Consider the following 16,545-nt stretch of genomic DNA (forward strand, 5'->3'; position numbering starts at 1 on the left):
CCCGGAACCGGCAAAAAAAACCGCGCAAGGCATGCAGCCCTTGCGCGGTTTTTTATTCAGCTATCAGCTCGGATCAGGCGTCTTTGTCTTTACGCTTGTCTTCAACCTTCCAGCTCTTGCCATCGTAGAACGCACGCCAGCCAGTCGGCTTGCCATCCACTTCGGTCTGTACGTACTGCTCTTTGGTTTTGCGACTGTAGCGAATCACCGCCGGGCGACCATCCGGGTCTTTCTTCGGTGCTTCACACAGGAAATGGTACTTGGGATCGATCTCGTCCTTGTGTGGAATGATTTCAATCACCAGCGGCGCTCGGGTCTCGCGGTTCTTGGGGAACTGGCTGGCCGCCAGGAACAACCCCGAAGCGCCGTCACGCAGGATATACGTGTCGTTGACCTTCTCGCACTTGAGCTCCGGCATCTTCACCGGATCCATTTTCGGCGGCGCCGCTTCACCGCTTTTCAGCAGTTTGCGGGTGTTTTTGCATTCGGCATTGGTACAGCCGAAGAACTTGCCGAAACGACCGGTTTTGAGCTGCATCTCGCTGCCGCACTTGTCGCACTCAAGGCTCGGCCCTTCGTAGCCCTTGATCCGGTAGTTGCCTTCCTCGATCTCGTAGCCAACGCAATCCGGGTTGTTACCGCAGATATGCAGTTTGTGCTTCTCGTCCAGCAGGTAAGCGTCCATGGCCGTGCTGCAAATCGGGCAACGGTGCTTGCCCAGCAGTACCAGCGACTCGGATTCACCTTCGTCGTCGGCGGCAATTTCGTCGCCCGGCACCAGGTTGACCGTGGCCTTGCAGCGTTCTTTCGGCGGCAGGCTGTAGCCCGAGCAACCCAGGAATACGCCGGTCGATGCCGTACGAATCTGCATCGGACGACCACATTCCTTGCACGGAATATCTGTCATGACTGGCTGGTTGGCGCGCATGCCACCTTCCGGCGCAGCAGCAACTTCAAGCTTCTTCTTGAAGTCGCCGTAGAACTCGTCCAGGACGTTTTTCCAGTCGCGCTCACCTTGCGCAACGTCATCGAGGTTCTCTTCCATGCCGGCGGTAAAACCGTAGTCCATCAGGTCGGAGAAGCTTTCAGACAGGCGCTCGGTAACGATATCGCCCATTTTTTCGGAGTAGAAACGGCGGTTGTGCAACGCCACGTACCCCCGATCCTGAATGGTCGAGATGATCGCTGCATAGGTCGAAGGACGACCGATGCCACGCTTTTCCATCTCTTTTACCAGGCTGGCCTCGGAGTAACGCGCAGGTGGCTTGGTGAAGTGCTGGCTCGGATCGAGCTCGATCAACTTGAGCTTATCGCCCTGGGCCATGTCCGGCAGCACATCGTCGTCGCCCGGCTTGGCAATTTGCGGCATCACACGGGTGTAACCGTCGAATTTGAGGATGCGACCTTTGGCACGCAGCTCAAAATCACCGGCCGCCACAGTGACGGTGGTCGACAGGTATTTGGCCGGCAGCATCTGGCATGCCACGAATTGGCGCCAGATCAGCTCGTAAAGGCGCTCAGCGTCGCGCTCCATGCCCGTCAGCTTGCTCGGGTGCATGTTGACGTCGGAAGGACGAATCGCTTCGTGAGCCTCCTGTGCGCCTTCCTTGCTGCTGTACACGTTGGCTGCCGGCGGCAGGTAGTCCGCGCCGAACTCGCCTTCAATGTAGGCACGTGCCATTTCGACCGCATCGGCCGACAGGTTGGTGGAGTCGGTACGCATGTACGTGATGTAGCCCGCTTCATACAAGCGCTGCGCCATCATCATGGTTTTCTTCACCCCGTAGCCCAGGCGATTGCTCGCTGCCTGCTGCAGGGTGGACGTGATAAACGGCGCCGACGGCTTGCTGCTGGTCGGTTTGTCTTCACGCTTGACGATGCTGTAGCTGGAAGCCTTGAGCTTCTCCAGGGCAGCCATGGCCTGGGTTTCGTTCAGCGGCTTGAATGCCTCGCCTTTTTCGCGGGCAACGTCGAAGCGCACCTTGGCACCCTTGGCGGTGCCAAGGTCAGCGTGAATTTCCCAGTATTCTTCGGGGTTGAACGCACGAATTTCGCGCTCACGCTCCACCACCAGCTTCACCGCCACCGATTGCACACGGCCTGCCGACAGGCCACGGGCAACCTTGGCCCACAGCAGCGGCGAAACCATGTAACCCACTACACGGTCGAGAAAACGGCGTGCCTGCTGGGCGTTGACCCGGTTGATATCCAGTTCACCCGGCTTGGAAAAAGCTTCCTGAATCGCCTTTTTGGTGATTTCGTTGAACACCACGCGCTTGTAGCGGCTGTCATCACCCCCGATGGCTTCGCGCAGGTGCCAGGCAATGGCTTCCCCCTCGCGATCCAAGTCGGTTGCGAGATAGATGGTGTCAGCATCCTTGGCGAGCCGGCGCAGCTCTTCGATGACCTTTTCCTTGCCCGGGAGGATCTCGTACTTGGCTTTCCAGCCATGTTCCGGATCGACGCCCATGCGCGAGATCAGCTGCTTTTGAGCTTTCTCTTTTGGCGACAGGGCCGGCGCCTCGCCGGCCGCAGCCTTACCACGCTTGGCAGCAGGTTCTTTGCTGGCGCTAGCCGAACCGCTGGTGGGCAGGTCTCGGATATGGCCGATACTCGACTTCACCACGTACTCGTTACCCAAGTACTTGTTGATGGTCTTGGCCTTAGCCGGGGATTCCACAATGACCAGCGATTTGCCCATGGATCAGAAAATTCCTGAATTCTAGAAGTGAAAGGCGGTTCGCGCCTGACGCGGCACCGCTATATATAGTGGCTACAAGGTGAGGTCAAGCACAGGGTTCTGCGCGACCATGCCTTATGGCCGGGAAAAAACGCTGGGTTCGGCCTGAATCAGGGCAAAGCGCGGGACCTGTTCGCCCTCGACAATGACTGACTCCAGGAACATGCTCAGCGGGCGCACCCAAAAGCCGTAATCGCCATACAGGGCTTGGTAGAACACTACATCCTCTTCGGTTTCGGAGTGGCGAGCCACACTGAATACCCGATATTGAGGGCCTTTGTAATGTTGATAGAGCCCGGGTTGTAGCGGCATGTTGCGGCCCCTCTGCAAAATAAAAAAATAAAAACGCTTAAAAACAAAAACCGGGGCACAAGGCCCCGGCTTCCATCATCGCAACGCTTAGACGCGTTCGAAGACGGTGGAAATGCCCTGGCCAAGACCAATGCACATGGTGGACAACCCGAAGGTGCCGCCATTTTGCTTCATTACATTGAGCAAAGTGCCAGAGATACGAGCGCCCGAACATCCAAACGGGTGACCCAGAGCGATGGCACCGCCGTGCAGGTTAACCTTCTCATTCATCTTGTCGAGCACTTTCAAATCTTTCAGCACTGGCAGGGCCTGTGCAGCGAAAGCTTCGTTAAGCTCGATGAAGTCGATATCAGCCATATTCAAGCCCGCACGCTTCAACGCTTTTTGCGTAGCCGGTACTGGACCATAGCCCATGATCGCAGGATCCACACCGGCAACGGCCATGGAGCGGATAACGGCCAAAGGCTCCAGGCCCAGGTCTTTTGCACGCTGAGCCGACATCACGATCATGCACGAAGCACCATCGGTGATCTGCGACGACGTGCCCGCAGTCACTGTACCGCCTTTAGGGTTGAAAGCAGGTTTCAACGCCGCCAGGCTTTCCAGGGTGGTATCTGGACGAATAGTTTCATCGTAGTCGAAAATCTTCAGGAAGCCGTTTTCGTCATATCCCTGCATCGGGATGATTTCGTCTTTGAACTTGCCTTCAATCGTCGCCTTGTGCGCCAACTGGTGCGAGCGCACTGCAAATGCGTCCTGCTGTTCGCGGGTGATGCCGTGCATCTTGCCCAGCATTTCAGCGGTCAAACCCATCATGCCCGAGGCTTTCGCTGCGTACAGCGACATGTGCGGGTTAGGGTCAACGCCGTGCATCATGCTCACGTGGCCCATATGCTCGACGCCGCCAACCACGAAAACGTCACCGTTGCCGGTCATGATCGCTTGCGCAGCCGTGTGCAGAGCGCTCATGGACGAGCCGCACAGGCGGCTTACGGTCTGTGCAGCGCTGGTGTGCGGGATCTGGGTCATCAGCGACGCCATGCGCGCGATGTTCCAGCCCTGCTCCAGGGTCTGGTTCACACAGCCCCAGATCACGTCTTCCACTTCGCTCGGGTCAACCTTGTTGTTGCGCTCCAGCACTTTGCTGATCAGGTGCGCAGACATGTCTTCAGCACGGGTGTTGCGGTGCATGCCACCCTTGGAGCGGCCCATCGGGGTGCGACCGAAGTCTACAATCACCACGTCTCTAGGATTCAAGCTCATAATTTCACTCTCACTCTAATGGGGCGCTTAACCGAAGAAGCTCTGGCCGTTCTTGGCCATCTCACGCAGCTTCGCAGTCGGGTGGTACAGCGCGCCCAGTTCAGCGTACTGATCGGCCAGGGCCACGAACTCTGCAACACCGATCGAGTCGATGTAGCGCAGTGCGCCGCCACGGAACAGCGGGAAGCCAATACCGTAGACCAGACCCATATCGGCCTCGGCTGCGGTTTCAACGATGCCGTCTTCCAGGCAGCGTACGGTTTCCAGACACAACGGAATCATCATCCAGTTGATGATGTCCTCGTCGGTCACGTCGCGCTGCTCGTAAACAATTGGCTTGAGCACTTCAAGTACGCTGGAATCAACGACTTTCTTCTGCTTGCCCTTTTTGTCAGCCTCGTAGGCATAGAAGCCCTTGCCGTTTTTCTGACCCAGGCGCTTGGCCTCGTACAGGGCGTCGATCGCCGAGCGGCGGTCGTCTTTCATGCGGTCCGGGAAGCCTTCAGCCATCACGTCGCGACCGTGGTGGCCGGTGTCGATGCCGACCACGTCCATCAGGTACGCCGGGCCCATTGGCCAGCCGAATTTTTCCATTACTTTGTCGATGCGCACAAAGTCGACACCGGCACTGACCAGACGGGCAAAACCGCCGAAGTACGGGAACAATACGCGGTTGACCAAAAAGCCCGGGCAGTCGTTGACCACGATCGGGTTCTTGCCCATTTTCTTGGCGTAGGCAACGGTGGTGGCAACAGCCAGGTCGCTGGACTTCTCGCCACGAATCACTTCAACCAGCGGCATCATGTGCACCGGGTTGAAGAAGTGCATGCCGACGAAATTTTCCGGACGCTTGAGGGCCTTGGCCAGCAGGCTGATGGAAATGGTCGAAGTGTTGGAAGCCAGGATGGCGTCTTCGCGAACGTGGTTTTCCACTTCCGCCAGTACCGCTTGCTTGACCTTCGGGTTCTCGACTACCGCTTCGACCACCAGGTCGACGTTGCCGAAATCGCCGTAGGACAGAGTAGGACGAATACCGTTCAGTACTTCGGCCATTTTCGCCGGAGTCATGCGACCTTTATCAACGCGACCCACCAGCAACTTGGCGGCTTCAGCCAGCCCTTGCTCGATGCCGTGTTCGTTGATGTCCTTCATCAGGATCGGCGTGCCTTTGGAGGCCGACTGATAGGCAATACCGCCACCCATGATGCCTGCACCCAGAACGGCGGCCTGCTTCACGTCTTTGGCGATTTTGTCGTAGATCTTGGCTTTTTTCTTCAGTTCCTGATCGTTCAGGAACAGGCCGATCAGACAGTTTGAAGCGGAGGTCTTGGCCAGTTTGGCAAAACCTGCAGCTTCCACTTCCAGCGCCTTGTCACGACCGAAGTTCGCGGCTTTCTGGATGGTCTTGATCGCTTCAACCGGGGCCGGGTAGTTCGGGCCGGCCTGGCCAGCCACGAAACCTTTGGCGGTTTCGAACGCCATCATTTGTTCGATTGCGTTGAGCTTGAGCTTTTCCAGCTTCGGCTGACGCTTGGCCTTGTAGTCCAGCTCACCACTGATGGCGCGCTTGATCAGGTCCAGGGCAGCTGCGCCCAGCTTGTCAGCGGTGACCACAGCATCAACGGCACCTACTTTCAGAGCGTCTTCTGCGCGGTTTTCCTTGCCGGAGGCAATCCATTCAACCGCGTTATCAACGCCGATCAGGCGTGGCAGACGCACGGTGCCGCCAAAGCCCGGATAGATACCCAGCTTGACTTCCGGCAGGCCGATCTTGGCGCTGTCAGCCATGACCCGGAAGTCGGCTGCCAGGCACATTTCCAGACCGCCGCCCAACGCGATGCCATTGATGGCAGCGACGGTCGGTACGTTGAGGTCTTCAAAATCGCTGAAGATTCTGTTGGCTTCCAGGTTGCCGGCAATCAGCTCGGCATCCGGCAATTTGAAGTTTTCAACGAATTCGGTGATGTCGGCGCCGACGATAAACACGTCTTTACCGCTGGAAACGATGACACCCTTGACCGAAGCATCTGCCTTGATCGCATCTACTGCCTGACGCAATTCGTTCAGGGTTAGACGGTTGAACTTGTTGACGGACTCACCCTTGAGGTCGAACTTGAGTTCGACGATGCCACTTTCAAGAGCCGTAACCGTGATGGCTTTACCTTCGTAAATCATCAACTGATCTCCAGGATATGGAAGCTGAACAGTACACGTCAGAAGCTAGCGTCTGGCTGTCACTGACCTTTGCGTCAATGCTGTTGCCAATCCGCCAGGCACACCCGCCAACGCGATAATCGGGATTGAACAAGCATCGTCCGACACGACAAACACTCAATTCATACGCCCGTTTGATTTGGGTGTCGACACCTTCACGGAAAAGCGATCGATTGTCAATTGTCCAAAACAATGATGACAAAACGACCCGGCAGTCAGTTTAGACACCTGCGCTATGAGCGCCCGAAACCATTAAGGCGCCTTGCAGGTGAAAAGTGTGGGAGCGGGCTTGCTCGGGATTCAGACGCCGCGGTTTGCCTGCCACACCCCGCCGATTCCATCGCGGGCAAGCCCGCCCCCACAAGGGTCATGCCAGCGCCTTGAGCACCTCGTCAATGGCCTTGAGCACCTGGGCCTCGCCCTTCTCGCCCCAGACCAGCACAATCATTTGTTTATCGGCCTCAACCTTGTAGACATTGGCTGGCAGCTTGCGAAACTGCGCCAGCAGGCGCTCGTCCTCGCATTCTTCCTGCCAGCGATTGAGCCATTTTCCCGGTGCCGATTGCCAATAGCACCAAACATCAGGTTTAGTACTGCGGCGCGGACGGTGGTACTGCGCGCAGGAACCGGGCGGTTGCGGCTCAAGCCAGTGCGGCCACTCCTGAGGCGCCAGCTGCATGGACAACCCCATGCGCCGCGCCTCCATGCGCAGGTCCATCCGACCACTCTGCCCCCGGGACGGGCGCAACCACGCCAGGGGACTCAGAACCAGTGCCAGGATTGACACCACTATCCATACCGTCATATCTGTACTCTCACTGCTTGATAAACGCATGACCCAGACTTGAACCAAGGCTCTGGAAAAGGGCCATACTCATAATTAATCGCCATCTACAGGAGCACCCCACATGCCCTACGAACATATCCTGGTCGCCGTCGACCTGACCGACGAATGTGACCCCGTGATCAACCGCGCCAGTGAAAGCGCCAAGGCCAACGGCGCCAAATTGTCACTGATCCATATCGTCGAACCGATGGCGATGGCGTTCGGCGGCGATGTGCCAATGGATCTCTCGCAATTGCAGCAGCAACAGTTCGACCAGGCCAAGGAACGCCTTGAACGCCTGATCGCCAAATACCCGCAGCTGCACAAGGACTACTGCCACCTGAACTACGGCCAGCCGCGCCAGGAAATCCATGCCCTGGCCAAAGCGCAAAACTGCGACCTGATCGTGGTTGGCAGCCACGGCCGCCACGGCCTCGCCCTGCTGCTGGGCTCGACCGCCAACGACGTACTGCATGGTGCACCGTGCGACGTGCTGGCGGTCAGCCTGAAAAAACCTGACTGAGTTTATCTGCAGCAACCACAAAAAAGCCCGGCCCCTTATAAAAGGGCCGGGCTTTTTCAGTTCAGCACGGGGTCAATCAGGCATCCAGCTCGGCCCAGCGCTCAACCAGCTGCTCAAGCTCGGCTTGCAATGTTTCAAGCTTGGCAATCACTTCCGCGGTTTTGGCCGCAGGCAGTTGATAGAAACCAGCGTCAGCCATTTCTGCTTCAACCGCAGCAATGGCCTGTTCCTTGGCGTCGATATCGGCCGGCAGGGCTTCCAGCTCACGCTGCAGCTTGTAGCTGAGTTTCTTTTTCGCCGCAGGAGCAGGCTGAGCGGCCACAGGTGCCGGTGCAGCCTCGACCACGGCCGAGTTGAGGTCGGCTTTGCCCGACTTGCTCTCGGTCACGCCCAGCAGGCGCGGTGAACCGCCCTGGCGCAGCCAGTCCTGATAGCCGCCCACGTACTCGCGAACCTTGCCTTCGCCCTGGAAAACCAGGGTACTGGTTACCACGTTATCGAGGAATGCCCGATCGTGACTGACCATCAGCACAGTGCCCTTGAAGGTCAGCAGCACCTCCTCAAGCAGCTCCAGGGTTTCAACGTCGAGGTCATTGGTTGGCTCATCGAGCACCAGCAGGTTGGCCGGCTTGCTGAACAGCTTGGCCAGCAACAGACGCGCACGCTCACCACCCGACAGCGCCTTGACCGGCGTGCGGGCACGCTGAGGGCTGAACAGGAAGTCACCCAGGTAGCTGAGCACGTGACGGCTCTGGCCGTCGATATCGATAAAGTCGCGGCCTTCGGCCACGTTGTCGATCACGGTTTTTTCCAGATCCAGCTGATGGCGCAGCTGATCGAAGTAAGCCACGTCGATACGCGTGCCCTCTTCAACCGTACCTTCAGTTGGCACCAGGCCGCCCAGCATCAGCTTGAGCAGCGTGGTTTTACCGGTACCATTGGCACCCAGCAGGCCGATACGGTCGCCGCGCTGCAGCACCATCGAGAAGTCCTTGAGCAGGAACGGACCACCCGGGTGAGCAAAGCTGACGTTTTCCAGCACCATCACTTGCTTGCCGGACTTGTCTGCCGTGTCCAGCTGGATATTCGCCTTGCCGGTACGCTCGCGACGTTCGCTGCGCTCTACGCGCAGTTCTTTCAGGGCGCGCACGCGGCCTTCGTTACGGGTGCGACGGGCCTTGATGCCCTGGCGGATCCAGACTTCTTCCTGAGCCAGACGCTTGTCGAACAGCGCATTGGCGGTTTCTTCCGCGGCCAGGGTGGCTTCCTTGTGCACCAGGAAACTGGCGTAGTCGCCATTCCAGTCGATCAGGCCGCCACGGTCCAGCTCCAGAATCCGAGTGGCCAGGTTCTGCAGGAATGAACGGTCATGGGTAATAAACAGAACCGCGCCCTGGAAGTCCTTGAGGGCCTCTTCCAGCCACGCGATTGCGCCGATATCCAGGTGGTTGGTCGGTTCGTCGAGCAGCAGCAGGTCCGGTTCGGAAACCAGAGCCTGTGCAAGCAGGACGCGACGACGCCAGCCGCCGGACAATTCGGCCAGGGTTTTGTCGGCAGGCAATTGCAGGCGGCTCAGGGTGCTGTCCACCAATTGCTGCAAGCGCCAGCCATCACGGGCTTCGAGGTCTTGCTGGACGTGCATCAGCTTGTCCAGGTCAGCATCGGTGACGATGTTCTGGCTCAAGTGATGGTACTGGGCCAGTAGCTCGCCAACACCGTCCAGGCCTTCGGCCACAACGTCGAATACAGTCCGCTCGTCGGCAACCGGCAACTCTTGCGGCAATTCGCCAATCTTGAGGCCGGGCGCGCGCCAAACAGAGCCGTCATCGGGTTTTTGATCACCTTTAACCAGCTTCATCATGCTGGACTTGCCGGTACCGTTGCGGCCGATGATGCACACCCGCTCTCCACGGGCGATCTGCCAGGACACCTTGTCCAACAACGGCATAGAGCCGAAAGCAAGGGACACATCGCTGAATTTGAGCAGGGTCATGAGCTTCTCCAAAAACTGGGCGCGCATTCTACCTGATTTGAACCCCCGGGCGGCCGGGTATTTCTTGTACGGTGCCGTCTTGCCTTCATTTAGTGCCAAGTTGCTATGGTTGGCCGCCAAGACGTTCACGCGTCGCTGGCAAAAGGCTAAGCTACGAAATAATCCGTGCAGGTTCGGCCTGCGCTCGTCACGTTTTTTATCAGTACGGAAGCCTCATGCGCAGTCGTCTCTTCAACTTTTTATCCTGCCTGCTTCTCACCAGCTGCGCCGTGCAAGCCGCCCATGGCGCAGACCTGACCCAACAACGCCAGCTCTACGACCAGGCCAAGCGCGCCTTGGCCAAAGGCGATTCCGGCCCTTACTTTCAAAATTCCGCAGCCTTGCGCAGCTACCCGCTTACGCCGTACCTGGCCTATGACGAGTTGACCGCACGCCTGAAGTCCGCAAGCAATACAGAAATCGAACAGTTTCTCGCCGCACATGGCGACCTGCCGCAAGCCAACTGGATGAAACTGCGCTGGCTGCGCTGGCTGGCAGACCGTGGCGACTGGGCCACTTTCACAAAGTACTACGACCCCAAGCTCAACTTCACCGAGCTGGACTGCCTCAACGGCCAATATGAGTTGCAACACAACCGCAAGGCCGAGGGTTATGCCAGCGCAGAAAAACTCTGGATGGTCGGCAAGGCGCAACCGGCCGCCTGCGATGCCCTGTTCAGCCAATGGGCCGCGGCAGGCCAGCTGACCGAGCAAAAACGCTGGCAGCGGGTCAAACTGGCCGCTGAAGCACGTAATTACGCCCTGGCCACGCAACTCGCCAACGGCCTCAATACGCTTGGCCCACAAGCCCGGCTGATGATTGACGTGGCGCAAAAACCCGACATGCTCAGCCAGCCGTCACGTTTTGCCCCGGCCAGCGAGGCCATGTCTGACGCCGTAGGCCTGGGCCTGCGCCGCCTGGCACGTCAGGACCCGGAAAAAGCCGCGTCCCTGCTCGACACCTACGCCACCAACATGCATTTTTCCCGCGATGAAAAAGTCGCCATCGCCCGGGAAATCGGCCTGACGTTCGCCCGCCGCTACGACAGCCGCGGCCTGGACATCATGACCCAGTACGACCCCGAACTGCGGGACAATACCGTCACCGAGTGGCGCCTGCGTCTGCTGCTGCGTCTGGGCCGCTGGGAAGATGCCTACCAGCTCACCCGCAAACTCCCACAAGACTTGGCAACCACCAGCCGCTGGCGCTACTGGCAGGCCCGCAGCCTTGAACTGGCCGAACCCAAAAACCCGCAAGCTCAGGTCCTGTTCAAAAAAGTCGCCAACGAACGTGATTTCTACGGGTTCCTGGCCGCTGACCGGGCGCAAACCCCTTATCAACTCAACAACCGGCCGCTGGTGCTCAGCCCGCAACTGATCAAAAAAGTGCGCAATACGCCAGGCGTGCAGCGCGCACTTGAATTCCATGACCGCGGCCAGGTGGTCGATGGTCGTCGTGAGTGGTATTACGTCAGTCGCCTGTTCAGCCGTGACGAAATGGTCGCCCAGGCCAAGCTGGCTTACGACCTCAAGTGGTATTTCCCGGCTATCCGCACCATCAGCCAGGCCCAGTACTGGGATGACCTGGACATTCGCTTCCCGATGGCCCACCGCGATACTCTGGTGCGCGAAGCCAAACTCCGCGGCTTGCACTCCAGCTGGGTATTCGCCATCACCCGTCAGGAAAGTGCCTTTATGGATGACGCCCGCTCCGGCGTTGGCGCCAGCGGCCTGATGCAGTTGATGCCCGCCACCGCCAAAGAGACCGCACGAAAATTCAGCATCCCGCTGGCCTCGCCGCAGCAAGTGCTGAACCCCGACAAGAACATCCAGCTGGGTGCCGCTTACCTGAGCCAGGTGCATGGCCAGTTCAACGGCAACCGGGTGCTGGCTTCAGCGGCTTACAACGCCGGGCCGGGACGTGTGCGCCAGTGGCTCAAGGGTGCCAACCACCTGGGCTTCGACGTGTGGATCGAGAGCATCCCGTTCGACGAAACCCGCCAGTACGTGCAGAACGTGTTGTCTTATTCGGTGATCTACGGGCAAAAGCTCAATGCACCACAGCCTGTAGTGGACTGGCATGAGCGCTATTTTGATGATCAGTGACAGGTAGCCTGTAGCAGCTGCCGAAGGAACGAGGCAGCTGCTACAGGGCTTGGCTACTCCAGGATTGTTACCGGCATGCCGACCTCCAGAACGCCATTACCCTCGTTAACCAGGTTCTGACCGAACATGGTGCCGTTTTCCTGCTTGCGGTAGGTCATCAGGGTCGCCAGCGGTTCGCGCTGTTCATCACGCACCCCTGTATGCGGATCAACAGTAGTGAGGATGCAGCGCGAGCAGGACTTGACCACGCGGAACTCGACATCGCCGATGCGGATACGCTTCCAGCCGTCTTCGGCAAAGGCTTCGCTGCCTTCGATCACCAGGTTGGGGCGAAAACGCAGCATGTCCATCGGCCGGCCGATCTTGTGCGAAATATCATCCAGCGATGCCTGGCCAATCAGCAAAAGCGGATAACCATCGGCGAACGCAACCTGGTCATCATCCCGGCCGTAGCCCGACTCCGTGGTGCGCGCCCTTTGCAGTGGCACATGCACCAGCCGCACCGGCTTTTCTACAAAGCGGCTTAGCCAGTCAGCAGCAGCATCCCCTGCATCCGGTACACGCAAGGTGTCGCGCCATATCGTCACGCCACGCAGGTCGGTGTCGGCATCCGGCACTGCGACCTCCAGTGCCTCGAACCCTTCGGCATTCAAGGTCAAGCCACCGGCGGCATTCCACAGCGCAGACAGCTGACTCATTTTGGGGTCGGCACGCTGGGTCAGAAACCGCCCGCTAGCTTCATCCACCAACATCCAGCGTCGATCGCCCACCAGCCCCAGCTTGTCCAGCGTGGCCAGAGGCAAGCTTTCACCTTTGCCGGATTTAAGTGGAAAACGATAAAGCGCGCTTAGACGCAGCATGACTCAGCTCCCTGCGGGGTTAAAAAGCCACAGTATACGAGCCGATCACTGATGCAAAGGTGCAGGACTTCAAGCAGGTTGTTGGTCCAGTATCAGGCGCTGGCGTACGACATCCACCAGCTTGTCCGGCTGGAATTTGGACAGAAAATTGTCGCACCCGACCTTTTTCACCATCGACTCGTTAAAGCTGCCGGACAACGAGGTATGCAACACCACATACAGCGCGCGCAAACGCGGGTCATTACGGATTTCAGTGGTCAACCGGTAACCGTCCATTTCCGGCATTTCGGCATCGGTGAAGATCATCAGCAACTTGTCGGTCATTACCTGCCCGGTATCGGCCCAGCCCTTGAGCATGTTCAGCGCCTTCAAACCATCGCTGGCAATATGCATCTTGACCCCCAGTTGCGAAAGCGTTTCACGCAGTTGCGCCAGCGCTACACTGGAATCGTCGACCAGCAGCACTTCACGCCCGCGCACTTGCTCGAAGATCGGATCGGCAAGCTTCTCGCGCGAGACTTTGGCGTTGTACGGCACGATTTCGGCAAGAACTTTTTCCACGTCGATGATCTCGACCAATTGCTCCTCGACCTTACTGATGGCCGTCAGGTAATGACTGCGCCCGGCACTGGCGGGTGGAGGCAGGATGGCCTCCCAGTTCATATTGACGATACGGTCAACCCCGCCCACCAGGAAGGCCTGCACCGAGCGGTTGTACTCGGTGACGATAATGGTGCTGTCCGGGCCCGGCACCAGCGCACGCATGCCGATGGCCTGGGACAGGTCGATCACCGGCAGGGTTTTACCGCGCAGGTTGACCACGCCGCACACATGGGGATGACGGTGCGGCATCAAGGTCAGTTTTGGCAATTGCAGGACTTCTTGCACCTTGAACACGTTGATCGCGAACAACTGCCTGCCGGCCAGACGAAACATGAGAAGTTCCAGTCGGTTTTCACCGACCAGTTGAGTGCGCTGGTCTACCGTGTCGAGAATGCCGGCCATGAGTAACTCCTGGGGTAGGTACTTGATGCCTGACCTTATCGGCCGGATTCCCAGGACCTTGATATCGTTTAGCTATCAACTAACCCGCAGTTCTGACTGGCCCAGCAAAGGCGACCCCTGGGGCAAGTGGACCTTCAAAGCACCCTTGCGCACGGCAAAGCGCATCGCATCGCCCGCAAGCGGCTCACCATCGAGGTTGATCGCCAGCCCCTCGGCGGCCTTGATCTCGACCCAGGGCAAACGCGCGCGGACAAACAGGTTATCCAGCCCCCAGCCTTCGGTCATCAGGCTTTTGAGCGTACCGACGATTTCCGTGGGTGCTGGCAAAATGCTGATATCCAGCAAGCCATCATCGACCAGCGCCTCAGGGCACAGGACTTGCCCGCCCCCGGCCTGACGACCGTTGCCGATGCCCAGCGCCAGCAACTCGCCTTGCCAGTGAAAGTCCGGCCCCTGTAGCTCGGCATAGGCCGCGTGCAGCTCAGTAAAGCGCGACAGCCCGGTAAACAGATAGGCCGCCCCGCCCAGTACCTTTTTCAGGTCTTCGGAGGTATTGGCGGTGACCTGGCTACCAAAGCCACCGGTGGCCATGTTCAAAAACAACTGGCCGTCGACTTCACCCAGATCGATGGGACAGGCTGGCACATCGAGCAAGGCCAGGGCTTGAGCGGGCTCCAGGGACACACCGGCCGCCCGGGCAAAGTCATTGGCGGTGCCCAACGGCAATAGCACCAGGCTGGCCTCGGTATCGGCCAGTGCCATCGCCTCGCAAATATCACGCAAAGTGCCATCGCCGCCACCGGCAATCAGCCGGGTGTAGCCGCCCTCCAGCGCCTCGCGTACCAGACGCTGCGCATCCCCGGCCTCCCAGGTCAGCCGCACCGCCAGTTCCCACCCCGCCGCCCGCTGCTGCTCAACGGCAGCGCGCACGTCTTCGTTGAGCGCCTGCTTGCCGTGCAAAATCAAAAAAGCCTTACCTGCACTCATATTCCATCCCTCGACATAACGGTCTGATTGCTTGGACAACAGCCAGACCGAAAAGGCCCATGCACCCGTGATTTAACCTTCACGGCTCGATCAAAAGCGCAGAACCGGTCAGACTTCAACCCCTGTAAGTTGTCCAATGATTCTAGAGGCGTTCTGTATGAGCACACTGGTTCCCTGCATCATCGCCGGTGGCGCTGGCACCCGGCTATGGCCAGTGTCGCGCGAGGCCATGCCCAAGCCCTTTATGTGCCTGCCCGATGGTCAGAGCCTGCTGCAAAAGACCTTTGCCCGCGCAACCGGCCTGCGTGACGTTGGCCCGTTGCTGACCGTAACCAACAGGGAGGTGTTTTTTCGCACGCTTGATGATTACCGCGCACAGAGCATGGACGACATCGAACTGGACTTTATCCTCGAGCCATTTGGCCGCAATACTGCCCCGGCGATTGCCGCAGCCGCCTTGCAGATTGCGCAGCGCTACGGCGGTGATACGCAGTTGCTGGTGCTCCCCGCCGACCATCTGATCACCGATATTGCCGCCTTCGGCCGGGCCGTCGACAACGCCCGCAAACTGGCCGACGAGGGCTGGCTGGTGACCTTTGGCATACTGCCAACCCGGGCCGAAATCGGCTTTGGTTATATAGAAAAAGGCCAGAAGCTGAACCAGGATGGCTTTGAAGTGGCGCAGTTTGTTGAAAAACCGGACGCCAAAACGGCCCAGGGCTACCTCGACGGCGGCCTGCATCTGTGGAACAGCGGCATGTTCTGCATGCGCGCCGACAGCGTACTGCAAGAATTCAGGGCCCATGCGCCTCTGGTACTGGATGCCGTGACCCACTGCCTTGATCACAGCCAGATGTTTGAGGGCAAACAACAACGCCACCTCGAACTGGACAGCCAGAGTTTCGCCCTGGTGCCCGATATCTCCATAGACTACGCCGTGATGGAGCGCTCGCAAAAAGTTGCCGTGGTGCCCTGCCAGCTGGGCTGGAGTGACATAGGCTCATGGCAGGCGGTGCGCGAGCTGACCCCGGCCGACGCCAATGGCAACCAGTGTACTGGCGAAAACGTACTGCACGATGTACACAACTGCTACATCGACTCGCCGAAACGGTTGGTGGGCGGGGTCGGACTAAACGACCTGATCATTATCGATACGCCGGATGCTCTGCTCGTGGCCGACGCCCGACGCAGCCAGGACGTCAGGCACATCGCCCGAACACTCAGACTCCAGGGCCACGACGCCTATCGCCTGCACCGCACTGTCACCCGCCCGTGGGGCACCTACACCGTGCTGGAGGAAGGTCCGGGGTTCAAGATCAAACGCATCGTGGTCAAGCCCGGAGCCGCGCTGTCCCTGCAGGTGCACCAACGGCGCAGCGAACACTGGATTGTGGTCAGTGGCAGGGCCGAAGTGAACAATGATGGCCTGGACTTCACCCTCGAAACCAACGAGTCCACCTTTATCAAACCCGGCAGCCCACACCGGCTGGGCAACACCGGGGAGGCTGAACTGGTCATGATCGAAGTGCAAAGCGGCGAGTATGTGGGCGAAGACGACATCGTGCGCCTGACTGATATCTATGGGCGCGCGCCTGTCTGAGATCATTGTGGGAGCGGGCTTGCTCGCGATGGCGATCACCCGCAATCGCGAGCAAGCCCGCTCCCACGGGTGACGCAA

At 58.9% G+C, this 16,545-nt stretch carries 12 protein-coding genes; 3 read left to right on the forward strand and 9 right to left on the reverse strand.

The window, feature by feature from the left end; translation table 11 throughout:
- Window positions 1-73: 73 nt before the first annotated feature.
- The 5 genes from topA to GHO42_RS02665 all read right to left on the reverse strand — a co-directional run bounded on the left by topA (window position 74) and on the right by GHO42_RS02665 (window position 7,334).
- Complete coding sequence (gene topA, locus GHO42_RS02645) at window positions 74-2,701, reverse strand: type I DNA topoisomerase (protein WP_153327210.1); 2,628 nt, start codon at window positions 2,699-2,701, stop codon at window positions 74-76.
- Between the two features lie 114 nt (window positions 2,702-2,815).
- A complete protein-coding gene (locus GHO42_RS02650; RefSeq protein WP_095002213.1) occupies window positions 2,816-3,052 on the reverse strand; it encodes a DUF1653 domain-containing protein in 237 nt (78 codons plus the stop codon).
- An 87-nt stretch (window positions 3,053-3,139) separates the two neighbouring features.
- Entirely contained in the window at window positions 3,140-4,315 is a 1,176-nt protein-coding gene (gene fadA / locus GHO42_RS02655; protein ID WP_095002214.1) for an acetyl-CoA C-acyltransferase FadA, read from the reverse strand.
- A gap of 27 nt (window positions 4,316-4,342) precedes the next feature.
- On the reverse strand, window positions 4,343-6,490 hold the full coding sequence (gene fadB / locus GHO42_RS02660; protein ID WP_095002215.1) for a fatty acid oxidation complex subunit alpha FadB: 2,148 nt from the start codon (window positions 6,488-6,490) through the stop codon (window positions 4,343-4,345).
- Window positions 6,491-6,896: 406 nt separating this feature from the next.
- Window positions 6,897-7,334: a hypothetical protein gene (locus GHO42_RS02665; protein WP_088379313.1), complete on the reverse strand. Its 438-nt coding sequence runs from the start codon at window positions 7,332-7,334 to the stop codon at window positions 6,897-6,899.
- Window positions 7,335-7,437: 103 nt separating this feature from the next.
- Here GHO42_RS02665 and GHO42_RS02670 point away from each other — a divergent pair, with 103 nt between their 5' ends.
- Entirely contained in the window at window positions 7,438-7,878 is a 441-nt protein-coding gene (locus tag GHO42_RS02670; RefSeq protein ID WP_016780044.1) for a universal stress protein, read from the forward strand.
- Between the two features lie 76 nt (window positions 7,879-7,954).
- On the opposite strand, the gene GHO42_RS02675 is transcribed toward GHO42_RS02670, so the two are convergent.
- Window positions 7,955-9,871: an ATP-binding cassette domain-containing protein gene (locus tag GHO42_RS02675; protein ID WP_016780043.1), complete on the reverse strand. Its 1,917-nt coding sequence runs from the start codon at window positions 9,869-9,871 to the stop codon at window positions 7,955-7,957.
- 215 nt (window positions 9,872-10,086) lie between these two features.
- Between GHO42_RS02675 and GHO42_RS02680 the strand changes: the two genes are divergently transcribed.
- The gene (locus GHO42_RS02680; protein WP_153327208.1) at window positions 10,087-12,015 is read left to right on the forward strand and encodes a transglycosylase SLT domain-containing protein; all 1,929 of its coding nucleotides are present in this window, start codon (window positions 10,087-10,089) and stop codon (window positions 12,013-12,015) included.
- A 53-nt stretch (window positions 12,016-12,068) separates the two neighbouring features.
- On the opposite strand, the gene GHO42_RS02685 is transcribed toward GHO42_RS02680, so the two are convergent.
- The 3 genes from GHO42_RS02685 to yegS form a co-directional block, all read right to left on the reverse strand.
- On the reverse strand, window positions 12,069-12,875 hold the full coding sequence (locus GHO42_RS02685; protein ID WP_153327206.1) for an MOSC domain-containing protein: 807 nt from the start codon (window positions 12,873-12,875) through the stop codon (window positions 12,069-12,071).
- 69 nt (window positions 12,876-12,944) lie between these two features.
- Window positions 12,945-13,880: a chemotaxis protein CheV gene (locus tag GHO42_RS02690; RefSeq protein ID WP_095019373.1), complete on the reverse strand. Its 936-nt coding sequence runs from the start codon at window positions 13,878-13,880 to the stop codon at window positions 12,945-12,947.
- A 75-nt stretch (window positions 13,881-13,955) separates the two neighbouring features.
- Window positions 13,956-14,867: a lipid kinase YegS gene (gene yegS / locus GHO42_RS02695; protein ID WP_095002219.1), complete on the reverse strand. Its 912-nt coding sequence runs from the start codon at window positions 14,865-14,867 to the stop codon at window positions 13,956-13,958.
- 157 nt (window positions 14,868-15,024) lie between these two features.
- Between yegS and GHO42_RS02700 the strand changes: the two genes are divergently transcribed.
- Window positions 15,025-16,467 (forward strand): mannose-1-phosphate guanylyltransferase/mannose-6-phosphate isomerase, encoded by a 1,443-nt coding sequence (locus GHO42_RS02700; protein ID WP_095002220.1) that lies wholly within the window; start codon window positions 15,025-15,027, stop codon window positions 16,465-16,467.
- Window positions 16,468-16,545 lie beyond the last annotated feature (78 nt).

The organism is Pseudomonas sp. FSL R10-0056, assembly GCF_009600105.1.
Taxonomy (GTDB): Bacteria; Pseudomonadota; Gammaproteobacteria; order Pseudomonadales; family Pseudomonadaceae; genus Aquipseudomonas; species Aquipseudomonas bubulae.